Here is a 14,565-nt window from a genome sequence, read left to right as displayed (position 1 = left end):
TATCTATTTCACAACCACATATGTATCACCCGTTCTAGTAATAGATACATATCCTGATTCACTGCTACGTAAATATATGTAGGATGGTGTCAGTAATAGCAAAGTCCCTTTTTGAATCTCTGCATTATTATGTACTCTATGTACAGACACATCCATCCCGCCTCCCACTTTAAAGCTTTCAAGACCAGTTTTAACTATGTCAGATGCCATATTTGCTTGGAAAATAGGCACTGTAGCAGTAATGAATATACCTAAAGCCGGCCCAATCCAATTGGATAAAAAAGTCTTCAATGGATTAGCAATATAAAATGATATTACACTTGAAAAAACAAACCCTAAAAGAGATATCCACATAACTCTAGATAGGTGTCCGGAGATAAAGCCTGTAGAAAACAAATAAATATGAGTCACTATCGAAAAGAATACTAAAACCATTCCTATTACATATAGGGCCTTAGATTTTTTCAATACAGCATATCTGAAAACACATATAAATCCCCACATATAAAGTGAGCTCATAGATATCAATATAAATACTAAAAACAAAAACGATTTAATACCAAACAAACCATCCGTAAATACATCGTATGAAAAGAAACCCTCAACCTTCATATGAATTAGTAACAAGTAAGCAGGGTAGAAAGCTATCCATGACGCAGTAATAAAAAAAAGTGCAAGCCTTGCTAAAAGAACATAACCACTAACTTCTAAATCGTCACCTAACTGGAATTTCTTCTTTAAAAAGCCATCAATTAAATAAATCATAAAACATCCATCTCAAGTAAGCTTCAAATACAACCATTCCTGTAAACCAAATTAGACAGTGATAATTCCATCATCAGACATCACTGAATCAAGAGCTTGATATTGAATTTTTGCATCAAGTAGTTTATTTCTAAATTCAACCCACATATGATTATGCTGTTCTTTGGGGATGTTTTTGGTTTTCAAGAAAAGTTCACCAAATACATCTCCTATACCACCTGCATTGGTTATTTGATTTATTCCTCGCCAAGAATTTTTTATTGTTCCATCAAATATTAACTTCAAATGCTCCACGGTAATCCAATCAGCATATTTAAGTAATACATCAACACCATTCCTATAGGCTGAGGTAAAGCTTCCTGAATTAATGAAAATATCTATCGCCTTATCTATTAGCAGTATAGAGGGGGATCCCTTAATAAGATCTAAAAGATCATCACTATCTTTGTCCTCTATAGAGAGATAGAAATATTCCTTAATGTCATATATCTTTTCACTAGCGCTAGTCACACGATATTTTACCAATGCATACGCATCCATGGATTTGATGACCTGCTCCACTCTATGTTTTATTGCATCGCTAACATAAATCCATAAATCAGGCTTTATTGACATTACTGGCAAAATTCTCTTTAACAACGTATCATCTGTGCCAGACAATATATCTGTAAATTTTTGCATGCATGTATCTCTATATTCCTGAGCATTTAGCCTTTCAATAGAAAACAATGCTGACGTTATTTTAACAACCAAGGATTCGTTGATGCTATCAGGGTCTTTAAAAAGTCGTTTTAATAACATCACTATGATATTTCTATATACAGAAACTTTTACTCTGCCAAGATACTGGTCGGCTTTAAGCACTGCAAATGCTTTTTCTGGACTTTCAGGAAAAGAATCACTGGTAATTAAATTAAATATATTGTCGAGGATTGCCTTCCCTCTTATTGGCGTCTGACAAAGTAGATATAAAGAAGCTTGGGCTATATATGAGCGAGCCATCTCAGGATGAGGAACAAACTGTGCCCCATCAATCGAGAATGTGGGGTGGGCACATATATTTCTATCCTCTTTTATTCTTTCTAAGTGAATTTTTTCAATTAGAGAAATAAGACCTAAATCCTCATGTGCAATACGTAAAATGTCATTCTCAAAATCAAGCATCCCCCTAAAATCATTAGAATGTATGCTATTTAATCTTTTTTCTATATTTACTGCTTCGGCATCAGCCCCCATAGCAAGCTCTCTTATTTTCTCTATCACATCAACACAAATTGAAATCCATGTAGATGTAACGGCTGCACGATATGCTCCTGCTCTGTAGGATACTATGGCCTCGTTTAAATATTCGCGCGCATGCTTGCCTTTTGTCTTTAATAACAACTCATCTAAATCAGTTAACTGATTAATCATTTTATTTTCCAAGAAAAATTAATATCTAACTAGTTACTTCACTAGTTTACTTTCCATCACCCCTTGCTTGCCCTCCTCCTCACTGACCTGACTCAGCTTGGAGCGGGCCATCAGCAGGCCCATCTTGACCTCCTGCCATACGTAGTAGTTTTTACCCGCCTCGGTGCTGAGGGTCAGGGTGGCATCGTTCTCCGACTTGGAGGTGATGGTGTGGCTGCCCGGTGTCACCTGCTTAAGGATGTAGGTGTGGGCCACGGTATCGCCGACCGCCACGCCATCCACCAGCAGCGGCATTTTGACGGCAGCACCGAAGGTCTCGTTGCGATAGATATAGAGGTTGGCCGCATCCTTGGGCGCCACAAACTGCTTGGCCTGCGCATCTGCGGTGGCATCGGCCATGGGTACGGAAGCACAACCGGAAAGCAGCGCCGCCGACAGCAGGGCGGCACTCATCATTATTTGCCTGAACATAGTCGTTATTTTTTAGTGAGTTAACGGAGTTTAAAGGTTCGCATGAGCCTGTGCTGGCTGACAATCGCTCAAATCGGTCGGGGTGTGACCCGGCTCAATTTTTCGGCATTTGGTGGGATGAAGGGGAGAAATTAGAAACCCGGCCGCCAGATGGGGCGCGGCGGCCGGGTGAATTGTAAAGAGTAGGGTGACAGGGAAAGGGATCAGCCTAGTCTAATCAACTCGATGGGGGCGTAGCGCTCACCGGAGTTTGCCAGCAGCACGCACTTCTCATGCTCAGCCTGATAGGGGGTCATATTGTCGGTGTGGGCCTCTTTCAGAAAATCGACTGCGCCAGTGGCGGCAATCATCACGCGCTGACCCAGGTTCAGCACATTGCGGTTACGGTCATAGATCTTCATTTCATTCTCCTTTTCTTGTGTCCTGGCGAATGCGCAGGCGAGTGTCCAGGACAACCGCATTCAGCCTACGCTTCTGAAAAAAGGTGATTTATGTCACAGATCAAAAAAGGGGCGATATGGGTCTCACAGGTTCAGAAAGCGAGCAGGGCTGCTTGGCCAGCGGTTGTCGCGCGAAGTAGCGCAGCCCTGCCCTTTTCATCGTAGCGGGCTCGAACCCGGCAGCGGTTGGGGTATATTGGTGGCCGATTAGCCAGTCTCATTCACTGTGGCCGCGCAAGCGGGCCGCTGTTCCAACAAGATGGAGAGTGCTCATGAATCGCGACATTACCGCCCAGTTCATCAAGATGCTGACCAACCTCGACCACTGTCTGGTCAAGGCCGAGGCCCACGCTACGGCGAAGCAGTTCAACGTGGAGAACTTCTTCGGCGAGCGGCTGATCGTCGATATGTTGCCGCTGTCCAAGCAGGTGCTGATCTGCTGCGATTCGGCCCGCGCCGTGGTCGCCACCGCCAGCCACAGCGAGCTGCCGGTGCTGGGAGATGACCCCAAAACCATGGCCGATCTGCGCGCCCATATCGGCAAGACCATCACCTATCTGCAAGGCAAGCTGGACGCGGACTACAGCCAGTACGCCAGCGGCCGTTACGTGCCCCACTGGGCGGGCGGCAAGGGGATGGATGGCCATACCTGCGTCCATGAGTACGGCATTCCCAACTTCTACTTCCACCTCACCATGGCCTACGCCCTGCTGCGCCGCGCCGGGGTCGATCTCGGCAAGCGCGACTATCTGGGCGGGCTCAACCTGCAATAAGCGCCGCGCCGCCACAGGCGGCAAACAGAGAGCAAAAGCCTGCCATGCGGCAGGCTTTTTTATGTCGGGTGGTGCAGGGCTGGTGCGCAGAAGGGCAAGCGCCCTAGAAGGGGCCGTTGCTCTCGCGAAGTTTGTCAGGCAGGCCGTCGTGATCACCCAATTCGCGCTCGGGCACATCATCCCAGTGCAGCTTGCCGAGGGTGATATTGCGCTCGGGGTGCACGGCGTAGTGGATGCGGTTGTCCTCCCGATCGGTATCGCCAATGCAAAGCAGCCGGACAGTCTCTTCGGTGTTGTTGATAAAGGCGTGGGCCAGCCCATCACCGGCCTTGAAGCCGACCGAGTCGCCCGGTTGCAGCCGATAGAGCACGCCATCGAGCCAGACATCCGGCGTCCCTTCCAGCACGTGGACAAACTCGTCTTCAGTCTTCTCGGCATGGGGCCAGCTGGTGCGATGGCCGGGCTCGACAATCTCGTGGTGAATGCCGATGCGGCTAAAGCCGAAGTGTTTGCCGAGGGCGCAGCCGCGCGACAAGGGCTCCTGACTGCCGGAGTAGTAGCGCGGCGTCTGCTCTTGCAGCTCGCTCCAGTGTTTGATGCAGGGGTGGCGATTCATAGCGGTTCCTTTTCCATGAGGATGCAGTCACGAGAAGGGTCATCCTAACTGCCAGAATGCGGGCGAGAAAAGCAGAAATCGGTCAGCCCACTTCGCAGCAGATGGTGAAAAGACGGACTCGGCTGCGGGTCAATTCCCATCCTGCAAGGGCTGCGCAGCCATGCGACCGGCAGTTGCGCGGGCAAAAATAGAGACAAAAAGAGGGAGCCGCTGGCCCCCTCTCTCGATCTGTCTGCACCGGTTTTCCGAGGCTGACATTCCGCTCTTGTTTCCCGCTCTTATTTCCCCAGATTGTCCGCCAGCTGTTTGGCACGGCTGGCCGCCCACTGGTCGATCATCTTCTCCATCTCCTCGGCGGTGATGGGCTCATCCTTGTGGGTGGTATCCGGACTCTCGCGGGCATCCATCACCCGCACCAGCAACTTGCCACTCCGGGAGTCGAGCAACTGGGCCATGCTGCCCACCTTGAGCAGGTAGGGCTCCTTGCCGATCACTTCGCGGGTGACGTTGATGGCGATCTTGGCCGGCAGCAGGTCACGCAGCTTGGGGTCGGGGCGGGTCAGGTCGAAGTTGGTGACGGCGGCCTGGATCCGCATGACTTTCGGGCCGGGGGCGGTGGCAATCTTGACGCCCTGCTTGATCAGCTCGCTCTGGAACTTGTCGTGGTAGTAGCGGCCGATCTGGTTCTGTTCATTGGCGGTCAGCAGATACCACTGACCGTTCTCCTGCCGGATAAACTGCAGCGGATCGAGCAGCACCTCATTGTATTGCCGCAGGTCAACGCCCGGCTCCTTGTAGACGCGCTGATTGGGGTTGCTCTCGCTCTGCTGGAAGGCAGTCAGCGGGATCGCCTGCAAGCTGTGGGATACCTGATTCTTGACGGCGCAACCACCCAGAAGGGCCGCAGCCACGGCAACCATCACGACCTTTTTCATATTTGCTCCTGCATTTTACTGTTTGTTTTTGCTGTGGATTTCGCACCACATGGCTGGAGAACCCGTGCCGGATGCCGCCAATGTCACAGAGAAATAACCTATTCATCACCTTCCCACAAGGGACAGTTCAGGATTGTTCAGCTCACATCCAAGTTGTCACAATTGAGGCACTTTTGTACAGGGTCAGCCAGGGTATGAACGGCAATCTGGCGAGGGTTCGGTTGTTTAATCCGGCTAAATGGGGCTGCGAAAAGCGCTCAGTTTTTTCAAACGATGTGAGCCCGCGAGTGGCGTGAGTTGAACGGGGGAATGCCCTGGAACGGGCGATGACCGATCATCAGCCATCTTGCGCAAACTTGCCTGCCGCCGGAGAAGCGGCAGGCTCATTCATCAGTTATCGAGATCCCAGGGGCACTGCTTGACCAGCCCCTCTTTGCCGCTGGCGACGATCGCCTGCTGCACCATCCGTTTGTAGCGATTCTTGATATGGGCGGGCAACGCGGGCACCAGCAGCCGCTCGTCAAACTCCGGCAGCGGACGATCCGGCAGCACCGCCTGCTCCTGCGGGCTGAGGGGCGGCCGGGAGGCAATATTGCTGGCCGAGATGGTGGGTGTGCCCACCAGCATCTGGCGCTGCAGCGGCGCGCTCAGCAGAAAATCTACCAGCAGGTAGGCGGCCTTGAGCCGTGCAGGATCATCCCCGACATGGCGGGCAATGGAGATCGCATCGAGGGCATAGATGGCCCCCTCCTGCACCATGGCGATCCGCCACTGCTGATCGTTCTGCTTGTTGCACTCCACCAGCTCCAGCCCCCAGGTGGTGGCAAAGGTCTGCTGGCGCAGATCCTCGCAGCGGTTGGCCTGATTGAACCAGAAGCCACGACTGGCTCGCAGCCGCTGTGAGAGCTGCTGCTCCACCTCTTGCTGCAAGGTCTTGTCGGCGAGCATCTCGCCGCTGGCAAACAGGGCGGGCGACTTGCCCAGCGAGAGCAGCACCGAAAAGAGCAGCGGCTCGAACTGGTCGCAGAACTCGGCAAACTGGCCCGACGGCGAGCTGTTGGCGAGCACCTGCCAACTGGTGGGCGCTTGCGGCACCTGCTTGCTGTCATAGGCGAGGCTGAACATGGCGTAGGAGAAGGGCACCGAGTAGTTGCGCTCCCCCTGCTTGTCATACTCGGTGTTCTTGAGGGCGGGCTTCACCTCGGGGTAGTGCTGCAGGCGGCTGAAATCGATGGGGAGCAGCAGCTTGAACAGCGGCTGGTGATGGGCCTTGTAGAAGTAGCTGGTCGGCAGCACCACATCGGCGCTGCGGGTGCGCAGGGCGCGGTAGACGCTGTCGAAATCAGTCAGCAGCGGCTCGATCCGGCTGACCGTCGCCTCCACCCCATGGGCTTTGGCGTAGTCGGCAAACTGTTGTTCATAACCCGCTGGCAGATAGCCCCACTCCAGCAATTTGAGCTGAACCGGGGCCGCCAGCGCCGGGGTCATCCCCAGCAACCAGCAAAGAGGCAGTAGACGCATGGTCGGGCACTCCTGACAGGCAAACCTTGTTGGAGTATAGGCCCATGCGCCGACTCGTCAGGCCACCAGCTCAGCGCCCATGCTGGCCAGAATGGAGAGGCTGACCACAGCAAACAGCACGCCGGTCACCAGATTGAGCGGCCGCTGCACCCGCAGCAGCAGGCGCTGGGCGCGATCGGTGGAGAGGCTCCACGCCAGCAGCCCGAACCAGCAGAGGGAGATGATGAAGAGCTCGCCCACCAGCAGGCTGCGGGTCATCCCGTCCACCTCTGGTGTCACCATGGCGGCCAGCAGACCGATAAAGAACACCAGCGCCTTGGGGTTGAGCAGATTGGTGGCAAGGCCCGTGCGCACGCCCCTGCCCCAACCATGCAGCTCGTTGGCGGCGTTGGCCATCACGGTACTGCTCTGCTGGCGAGCCGCCATCAAGGCGCCCCACCCCAACCAGCCCAGATAGAGGGCGCCGCAGCACTTGATCACCATAAACAGCAGCGGGTGGCTGGCGATCAGCATGCTGATCCCGGTCAGGCTAAGGGTGGCGTGCACCATGATCGCCAGCGAGATGCCCAGCGCCGCACCAAGGGCGGTCGGCCGGTGCAGGCTGGTGCGCAGGATCAGGGCGAAATCGGGACCGGGGCTGGCCAGTGCAATAAGGTGCATCAGGCCGAGGGTAACGAACAGACTGGTCAGCATAACAACTCTCGCTTTAACGACGGAGAGCCAGCATGGCGGATCAGCAGGGGGGGCGGCTTGTAAAAGATTGCATCTGGGCACGAAATTCGGCGGGCGTCAGACCGAATGCCTGACGAAAGCCGTGGTGGAAGTGACTCTGATCGAAGAAACCGACCGCCAGCGCCACCTCGCTCACCGCCATCCCGCTCGCCAGTAACCGCTTGCCCTGCTCCAGCCGCAGCCGTTTCAGCCAGGCGTAGGGGGTCATGCCGCTGCGTTTCTTGAACTGGCGCAGGAAGGCGAAGCGATCGAGCCCGAGCAGACCCGCCAACTCTTCCAGCGAGTGGGGCTCGTCGAGGGCAGCCATCAGGTAGTCGCGCAGAAATCGCAACTGGGGATCCGCCAACTGGTGTACCTCGGGGGCCAGATGCAGCAGCTCTCCCAGCAGGGCGAGCAGCTGGCTCTCGATAAGCAGGCCATCGGCCTTGGGGTTGTCGAGATAGCCGTGCAGCTGGGCAAAGCCCTGATAGAGGTCGGGGCGGCTCTGCAATCCCTTGTCGAAGAAGGGTTCAGGCTGCTCTGGCAGCCAGAGCGCCAGCTGCTGCGGATCGATGGCGAAGACCCGCACCTCGTACCCTTCCGGCAGCAGGCTGAGGCCGTCGTGCACCTCATCCGGGTTGACGGTAGAGAGCACCCCGCGCACCAGATGGTGACTGTTCCCCTTGTGGATAAACTTCTGGCCACCCCGCTGCACCAGCCCGATATGGTAGTCGAGATGGACATGGCGGCCGTAGCTGAACGCCCTGTGGTGGGAGTGTGACAGCTCGACCCCCGGCAGGTGCGGGGATTGCCAGTAGCGGATGAGGGAATCGGTGGTATTCATGGGTTATAGATACACCGCAAACAAGCTGAAAGCTTGTAGATTATTGCATTCCGGCTATGCCCTTGCAGCTGATGCAATGGCCACCAAAGCAGGTCGGCTACGCCACCAGCGATAACCGGCAACCACAACCCGCTTATTGAGCTACGGAAAAAGCAAAGGGAGGCATTACGCCTCCCTTCGACTGATCACACAACCCAGTTACTTGGGTTGCAGCTTCATCTCCTGCAAATACTCCTGCACCTGCTGCTTGTAGTCCGCCTGATAGGAGAACTTGGTGCTGTCGCTCGCCGCAATCAGGTTCACAGCGGTGCAGAACAGGGTGGCTGCCAGCAGCCCCTTGCCAACCCACTGAGGATGGTTGCGGCTCCAGCTAACCAGCAACAGCAGGATCGGGAACAGGGCATAGGGGAATATCAGCATCAGGTGCCAATAGTTAAAGATGATGGGCGAGAGCGCCGCACTCACCAGCACAGCCAATACGGCCGCCAGCGCATAGAGGCCGAGCCAGCTCGTGCCGTCCACTGATGCACGGTCGCTGCGCAGCAGACGCGGCTTGAGATCCCGCCACAGTTGCCAGTTGGCCTTGGCCGCCAGCAACACGGTGGCAGAGCCCACCCCGTAGATCACCACCCGCCACAGCCAGACTGCTGTCATCTGCAAATATTCATGACCCGCCAGCCAGATGAACTGGGTGTCGTTGACCAGCTTGCTGGCAAACAGCCAGGAGCCGTAACGCAGCCAGTAGATCACCGATTTCAGCACCGGATAGACATGCACCAGCCCCCATCCGATATAGCGCTGACGCGCTTCGGGATCGACGTTCTGGGTGATATGGCTGTTGCTCATCACTTCCATGGCGTAGGGGATCAGAGATGCACCGATCAGCAGGGCAGCGACCACCACCCCGCTCCAGCTCACCTTGAGGATGCGGCGCCAGAAGAGGTAGGTGGAGATCACAGCCAGCAGCGGCCAGGAGTAGTGCAACTGCATTGCCATACCGATAGCCAGCAGGTGAACAATCATGTGCCAGAATGAGGCCCGATCGCGCATATGCCAGGCCGACCAGCAGTGCATGGCCGAGAAGAGGAAGAGATAGGAGGGGTTGTAGAGCAAACTCTCATACTGGAACCAGGGGTTGAGCCAGCAGAGCACCAGAAACAGCAACCGCGCATTGCCCTTCGATACGGGGTCAACAAACACCTGGCGGATAACCGCATCAAATAGCAGAAAACCGACCAACCGCATCACCAGCAGCAACACCATGGGGGCATAGGGAGAATCCCACAGTAGCAGCGGCCCACCAATCAGCCAGGCCGACAAGCTCCCCGGCACATTGCCCACCGCACTCGCCGCATTGCCATAGCTGAGCCAGACCCCCTCATAGGCTCCAAGGTAACCCTTGTAGAGCATCTGGGTCTGGTCGCCGGTGAGGAGCTGATTAACAGAAAACAACCAGGAGAGCAGCAGCCCGGCAAATATACAGGCCGCGAATAATGCGTTATGGTAGCGCCCACTAAGACCAATCATTGATCCACACCTATTGAAAAAATTGCTAACGACTTTAACAGTTGCCACCTGATTTTGCTCGTTTACGATTCACATTTTTAGTAGATTTACCAGTCAGTTATGAGACCCGCGGAGCAGTTATGACCCCACCAGTTAAAAAGTTTTTATTCATTGTTGAAGACTTGTATGGTGGTGGTGCGGAAAAAGTTCTGCTCAATACCGCATCCTTGCTAAAAGATGCAGGTGTCGATGTTACCTTGTTTACCTTGCGGGAAAAAATAGACCATACGCTACCTGACAACATTCACCCGATTAATCTTGGCATTGTCACAAAGCTGACTAAAGCCATATCCAATGTTGCGGTTGAAAAAATACAAGCATCTCTGATCTTGAAAAAAGTCCAAGAGATCTCGCCTGACGTAATTATCTCATGCTCATGTGACAAAATTACCAGACACCTGCCTGATACACTGAATATTTATTACTGGATCCACGGAAATGTCACCGGCTTTGCCAAAGACAATGCCAAAGGATATGAAAAATTCAAGCGTTTCTATAATGGCAAGAAACTGATCTGCGTATCTCGAGGCATCGCGGACGACATTTTGCACAATGTAAGAGCCACACCAAAATCGTGTCAGGTTATCTACAATCCGTTTGATATCGAGAAAATTCAGGCGTTGGCCGATGAGCCTTTCAACAAGCCATTTGAAAAGTATTTCATCCATGTCGGCACTTTCGAAGAACGAAAACGCCACGATCGTCTCTTGCAGGCATATCAGCTAAGCGGCGTTGCTACGCCACTCGTTCTGATGGGCAAAGGGGAGCGACGCCCTCACATTGAAGCCATGATCGAGGAGATGAAACTTGCCAACAAGGTGAAGATCATCGACTTTCAGAAGAACCCCTACCCCTATATCAAAGCCGCTCAGGCGCTCATCCTGACATCCGATGCTGAAGGGCTGCCAACAGTGCTTATTGAAGCACTCATCTGCCATACCCCGGTGATCAGCGTGGATTGCCCGTCTGGGCCGGCAGAAATTCTTACTGGGCCACTGCAAGATAACCTTTGCTCCCTTTTTGACATTCCCAAAATAGCGCAAAAAATATCTCGTATGGATATTGATAAAATGCATATACCAGATCATTTTTACAGCCCATTCTCTAGTACAGAGACCATAAAATCATTTATGTCACTTTAGTTTATTAAATTTAATGAAATAACATTGAAATGTCATTTTGAGAGCTAATCCAATGAATATCCTATTAATAGGTATCGATAACGCAGGGCTCATTACCCCGATAGTTGAAGAGATGCGACAACAAGGACACGTGGTTACATTTATTGAGAATGGAGAAATATCTAGATATGATTACCTGCACCCAGTAGAGAGAATATCAAACTTAATTTCAAAGGCTCTGTTTAAAAGAAATTTAAAACAAGAAAGAAGCTGGCTGTCGACCACCCAGTTTTTGAATGGTTTTACAAAAAACCGCCACTTTGATATCACTATCCTCACTAATCCTGATATTTACACGGCAGAACATCTGACACAGCTCAAAAAATGCACCAACAGGATGATTTGCCACCTGTGGGACAGTACTCTCAGAATGCCAAATAATATCAAAAACATTTCACTTTTTGATAAAGTTTTGAGCTTTGATCCGCAAGATGTTAAAAAATATGGCTTTACACCAGTAACTAACTACTATAAAAAGAATTTAACCCCACTCCAACCAAACAGAAACTATGATGGTGATGTGTTTGGTATTTTTAGCTTTGATCGTGAACGCTACGCCTTTATGACTGCATTTCTGGATGCCAACCCAGACTTAAAAATTAAAATCATGATTTATGTTGATCACCACCGAAAGATCAAAAAAATAAGAGACAAGAGAATCGAAATAATTACCAAGCCAATTACTGGTGATGAACTATTGGCAATCTCATCGGCTTATCACTGTATTCTTGATATAGGATACCAGTCACAAAAAGGCTTGTCTTTTAGATTCTTTGAGTCTCTTGCCTATGAACAAAAAATAATATCAAATAACAATACCGCAGAGACATTTCCGTTCTTTCATCCCAACAATATATTTTGCATAACAGATACAGATCTAAAAGTCTCACCTGACTTTTTAACGATCCCTTATCATCACATATCTGACGAGATAAAAAATCAATACAGACTAGATATATGGGTAAATAAATACATAAAGGCGATGCTTTAATTTTTATTCTGCACCAGGCTATGGTGCAGAAATCTAAATTATTGTGCTATGTACTGAACATACCAATCATTAAATTGATTCTCAAACTCCTCCATATTAATGTAGTTTACATTTTGTTCTTTTTTGGCATCAACATACATTACCATGGCTTTCTCAAAATTTGGTAACCACTCCCGGTTTTCACCTTTACCAAAATTATCATTATATATTCCAAATATAGGTTTTTTCAGCCCTGCGGCAATGTGTACTGTCGCCGTATCTACAGACACGATACCGATACTATTTCTTATTTGAGCGAATAGAACACCTAAAGAATGGGATGAGTCATGTGTGATAACTCTTTCCCTTAAGATATCAGGCATTCTCCTGATATTGTGTTCTGTTTCAATTTTCTTTATCGGTGGATAGAGCAAACATACATTATATCCAGGCTTGCTCAACATAACCTTCAGGATCTCGATAATTTTTTCATCATTAAATGTTCGTGAGCTGCCACTACCGTAAGGATTAAAACAGATTGTGGGATTATCAGGCCAGCTAGATTTAACGCTTGACTCATCTTCAAGATATTCTGGAACAATATAATCTGTATCGGGGTTATCAACCCCCATTTTATTAACGGCCAAGGCAAACTTCTGTGAGAAGTGAATATTCTTGGTTAAATGACCAATTTTAATATTCACACATTTTATTTTGTCATCTATACCAATAACATTTTTTACAGATAATTTTGAGATAAAGAAAATATCTTTCATCTTCATTTCATTAGTAAGATGAACAAGATATTCAATATCTCCTATATCTCTAGCCAATGAGGCGAGTGCTGCATAACTTGGTCTTTTCGGAATAGAATAAACTTCATCAAAAAGAAACTGGTTTTTAAATAAAGACCTCATCTCAGGGGTTGTAATTGCAACTACTTTTTTGCCTGGAAACTTCTTTTTTATTTCACGAGTGACCCAAGATGATACTATGGCATCACCCAATTTGGCATCCCAACGAACAAAGACTATAGCACCATCTTCATTTGAAGACGATCTCAAAGATCGGTCAAAAAGCACAATCCCTATTTTACGACGAATGATATCGCGCCATGATTGCAATTTCTTAATCATTTTCTTCCCTCCAAAGGCGATACCTTTATTGTGGTAATTAAAGCCGAAAATAAAAACATGAAGAATATCATCCCGGAGTTATGGCTTATAAATGCTTGACTCAAGCTATAATCAACAAGAGTTAATGATGAAACCGCCAACATACTACTGACCAATAAGTTATCTCTATTTTTACTCGCAACCCAAAGTGGATAAAAGTACAGCAGGGCTAACATCAAGAAGCCTATAATGCCGCGTTTAGCCAATTCATCTAAAAATTGATTATGTGCATGTGAGTTAAAATTATAAATGAACTCGGATATAGAACCATTATTATATTGGTTTAATTGTGATAAGCGAATTCCGTTATTTCCCCAACCAAATATTGGTTTTTCCAAAAAAGAGTTATATGCACTTTCCCACAACTGCAATCGAATGCCTAGAGATGTATCCGGATTCACACCATCAAAATAATGAACAACATCTGCTTTGGCATTATATATCCTATCCATTACGCCACTTTGCGGAAGCATAGCCAAGAAAAGCAACAAGGCACATACAGTGCTTGCATAGAGACCATCTTTCAGGGATAGCTGTTTTCTAAAATAAAAAACTATTGTAAACAAGACGATTGGAAGTAAAACCCAGCCACCTCTGGTCCCGGAGAGAAAACTGCCTATACCCCCCATTAAAAATGAAAGAAGCATAAAGGTAGCAATGTTTTTCTTCCCTAAATGGCGGAACCAGAAAAAAGCACACAGACATAACAATGCCAATGTCATGCTGATGTTTCCTGACTGAATTGGCATGCTTTCATCAAAAGCTCGAGGCATTCCAAGATAAAACTTTTCATATATTGCGATTAGACCTGAACTCACTGCTCCTATAGAGAGGCCAGCAATAAGAACGTTTATGTTAATGGGGAACACACTTAATAAAGGTAAGGTCATTGCAGCCATTAACAAGCGACTTGGTCGGTCTAACTCTTTGAGAGCGCCACCATCAATCCCGATTGATACTGCTTGGATGACAAAAAAAGAGATGAATATATATGATAATATTTTCACCTCTGAACTCATTGCCAAATAATATTTTTTACGCCAAAAGACAAAAACACTTGTCAAAACTAAAATGCTGGGCCCATATCCATAGCCACTGGGGACCGTTAAAACTATTGCGCCAAATAAAAAAGCTGCAAATTGCACAATAATATTTAGTCGTAGGCAATTATTATCTAAATTCAC

Annotated in this window: 15 protein-coding genes; 3 read left to right on the top strand and 12 right to left on the bottom strand. The window is 49.3% G+C overall.

Annotated features, from left to right (window positions below; translation table 11 throughout):
• Nucleotides 1-3 precede the first annotated feature (3 nt).
• The 4 genes from G5195_RS12245 to ydfZ form a co-directional block, all read right to left on the bottom strand.
• The gene (locus tag G5195_RS12245) at nucleotides 4-765 is read right to left on the bottom strand and encodes a hypothetical protein (RefSeq protein ID WP_421236182.1); all 762 of its coding nucleotides are present in this window, start codon (nucleotides 763-765) and stop codon (nucleotides 4-6) included.
• Nucleotides 766-816: 51 nt separating this feature from the next.
• Nucleotides 817-2,178, bottom strand: coding sequence for a hypothetical protein (locus G5195_RS12240; RefSeq protein WP_179902909.1), 1,362 nt, complete (start codon nucleotides 2,176-2,178; stop codon nucleotides 817-819).
• Nucleotides 2,179-2,211: 33 nt separating this feature from the next.
• The gene (locus G5195_RS12235; protein WP_362785704.1) at nucleotides 2,212-2,649 is read right to left on the bottom strand and encodes a DUF2846 domain-containing protein; all 438 of its coding nucleotides are present in this window, start codon (nucleotides 2,647-2,649) and stop codon (nucleotides 2,212-2,214) included.
• A 203-nt stretch (nucleotides 2,650-2,852) separates the two neighbouring features.
• Entirely contained in the window at nucleotides 2,853-3,050 is a 198-nt protein-coding gene (gene ydfZ / locus G5195_RS12230; RefSeq protein ID WP_005342516.1) for a putative selenium delivery protein YdfZ, read from the bottom strand.
• Nucleotides 3,051-3,361: 311 nt separating this feature from the next.
• Here ydfZ and G5195_RS12225 point away from each other — a divergent pair, with 311 nt between their 5' ends.
• Nucleotides 3,362-3,862, top strand: a complete 501-nt coding sequence (locus G5195_RS12225; protein WP_100644779.1) for a DUF1993 domain-containing protein — start codon at nucleotides 3,362-3,364, stop codon at nucleotides 3,860-3,862.
• A gap of 103 nt (nucleotides 3,863-3,965) precedes the next feature.
• On the opposite strand, the gene G5195_RS12220 is transcribed toward G5195_RS12225, so the two are convergent.
• The 6 genes from G5195_RS12220 to G5195_RS12195 all read right to left on the bottom strand — a co-directional run bounded on the left by G5195_RS12220 (nucleotide 3,966) and on the right by G5195_RS12195 (nucleotide 9,899).
• On the bottom strand, nucleotides 3,966-4,478 hold the full coding sequence (locus G5195_RS12220) for a cupin domain-containing protein (protein ID WP_019445003.1): 513 nt from the start codon (nucleotides 4,476-4,478) through the stop codon (nucleotides 3,966-3,968).
• Between the two features lie 278 nt (nucleotides 4,479-4,756).
• Entirely contained in the window at nucleotides 4,757-5,413 is a 657-nt protein-coding gene (locus G5195_RS12215) for a DUF3313 domain-containing protein (RefSeq protein ID WP_421236181.1), read from the bottom strand.
• Between the two features lie 390 nt (nucleotides 5,414-5,803).
• Nucleotides 5,804-6,934: an ABC transporter substrate-binding protein gene (locus tag G5195_RS12210; RefSeq protein WP_368173774.1), complete on the bottom strand. Its 1,131-nt coding sequence runs from the start codon at nucleotides 6,932-6,934 to the stop codon at nucleotides 5,804-5,806.
• Between the two features lie 57 nt (nucleotides 6,935-6,991).
• Nucleotides 6,992-7,627: a LysE family translocator gene (locus G5195_RS12205; RefSeq protein WP_323913342.1), complete on the bottom strand. Its 636-nt coding sequence runs from the start codon at nucleotides 7,625-7,627 to the stop codon at nucleotides 6,992-6,994.
• Between the two features lie 40 nt (nucleotides 7,628-7,667).
• Nucleotides 7,668-8,489 (bottom strand): helix-turn-helix transcriptional regulator, encoded by an 822-nt coding sequence (locus G5195_RS12200; protein WP_194494871.1) that lies wholly within the window; start codon nucleotides 8,487-8,489, stop codon nucleotides 7,668-7,670.
• A 198-nt stretch (nucleotides 8,490-8,687) separates the two neighbouring features.
• Nucleotides 8,688-9,899 (bottom strand): 3-deoxy-D-manno-octulosonic acid transferase, encoded by a 1,212-nt coding sequence (locus tag G5195_RS12195; protein WP_216980247.1) that lies wholly within the window; start codon nucleotides 9,897-9,899, stop codon nucleotides 8,688-8,690.
• Nucleotides 9,900-10,135: 236 nt separating this feature from the next.
• Between G5195_RS12195 and G5195_RS12190 the strand changes: the two genes are divergently transcribed.
• Together G5195_RS12190 and G5195_RS12185 are read left to right on the top strand one after the other, a co-directional pair.
• A complete protein-coding gene (locus G5195_RS12190; RefSeq protein WP_421222005.1) occupies nucleotides 10,136-11,197 on the top strand; it encodes a glycosyltransferase in 1,062 nt (353 codons plus the stop codon).
• Between the two features lie 52 nt (nucleotides 11,198-11,249).
• Nucleotides 11,250-12,227 (top strand): hypothetical protein, encoded by a 978-nt coding sequence (locus tag G5195_RS12185; RefSeq protein WP_216952610.1) that lies wholly within the window; start codon nucleotides 11,250-11,252, stop codon nucleotides 12,225-12,227.
• Nucleotides 12,228-12,265: 38 nt separating this feature from the next.
• On the opposite strand, the gene G5195_RS12180 is transcribed toward G5195_RS12185, so the two are convergent.
• Together G5195_RS12180 and G5195_RS12175 are read right to left on the bottom strand one after the other, a co-directional pair.
• On the bottom strand, nucleotides 12,266-13,342 hold the full coding sequence (locus G5195_RS12180; protein ID WP_421222007.1) for a glycosyltransferase family 9 protein: 1,077 nt from the start codon (nucleotides 13,340-13,342) through the stop codon (nucleotides 12,266-12,268).
• Nucleotides 13,339-14,565: an O-antigen ligase family protein gene (locus G5195_RS12175; RefSeq protein WP_421222009.1), complete on the bottom strand. Its 1,227-nt coding sequence runs from the start codon at nucleotides 14,563-14,565 to the stop codon at nucleotides 13,339-13,341. Before G5195_RS12175 ends, G5195_RS12180 begins: the two co-directional genes overlap by 4 nt.

This window comes from Aeromonas sp. 601039 (genome assembly GCF_049174415.1).
In the GTDB taxonomy this organism is placed as follows: domain Bacteria; phylum Pseudomonadota; class Gammaproteobacteria; order Enterobacterales; family Aeromonadaceae; genus Aeromonas; species Aeromonas veronii_A.
The sequence above is the reverse complement of the archived record's forward strand: the minus strand, read 5'-3'. Positions and strand labels throughout refer to the sequence as shown.

Bases quoted from the DNA above. Each gene is read 5' to 3' on its own strand.
- G5195_RS12245 (WP_421236182.1), bottom strand. From the start codon at position 765: ATGATTTATTTAATTGATGGCTTTTTAAAGAAGAAATTCCAGTTAGGT.
- G5195_RS12240 (WP_179902909.1), bottom strand. From the start codon at position 2,178: ATGATTAATCAGTTAACTGATTTAGATGAGTTGTTATTAAAGACAAAA.
- G5195_RS12235 (WP_362785704.1), bottom strand. From the start codon at position 2,649: ATGTTCAGGCAAATAATGATGAGTGCCGCCCTGCTGTCGGCGGCGCTG.
- ydfZ (WP_005342516.1), bottom strand. From the start codon at position 3,050: ATGAAGATCTATGACCGTAACCGCAATGTGCTGAACCTGGGTCAGCGC.
- G5195_RS12225 (WP_100644779.1), top strand. From the start codon at position 3,362: ATGAATCGCGACATTACCGCCCAGTTCATCAAGATGCTGACCAACCTC.
- G5195_RS12220 (WP_019445003.1), bottom strand. From the start codon at position 4,478: ATGAATCGCCACCCCTGCATCAAACACTGGAGCGAGCTGCAAGAGCAG.
- G5195_RS12215 (WP_421236181.1), bottom strand. From the start codon at position 5,413: ATGAAAAAGGTCGTGATGGTTGCCGTGGCTGCGGCCCTTCTGGGTGGT.
- G5195_RS12210 (WP_368173774.1), bottom strand. From the start codon at position 6,934: ATGCGTCTACTGCCTCTTTGCTGGTTGCTGGGGATGACCCCGGCGCTG.
- G5195_RS12205 (WP_323913342.1), bottom strand. From the start codon at position 7,627: ATGCTGACCAGTCTGTTCGTTACCCTCGGCCTGATGCACCTTATTGCA.
- G5195_RS12200 (WP_194494871.1), bottom strand. From the start codon at position 8,489: ATGAATACCACCGATTCCCTCATCCGCTACTGGCAATCCCCGCACCTG.
- G5195_RS12195 (WP_216980247.1), bottom strand. From the start codon at position 9,899: ATGCTCTACAAGGGTTACCTTGGAGCCTATGAGGGGGTCTGGCTCAGC.
- G5195_RS12190 (WP_421222005.1), top strand. From the start codon at position 10,136: ATGACCCCACCAGTTAAAAAGTTTTTATTCATTGTTGAAGACTTGTAT.
- G5195_RS12185 (WP_216952610.1), top strand. From the start codon at position 11,250: ATGAATATCCTATTAATAGGTATCGATAACGCAGGGCTCATTACCCCG.
- G5195_RS12180 (WP_421222007.1), bottom strand. From the start codon at position 13,342: ATGATTAAGAAATTGCAATCATGGCGCGATATCATTCGTCGTAAAATA.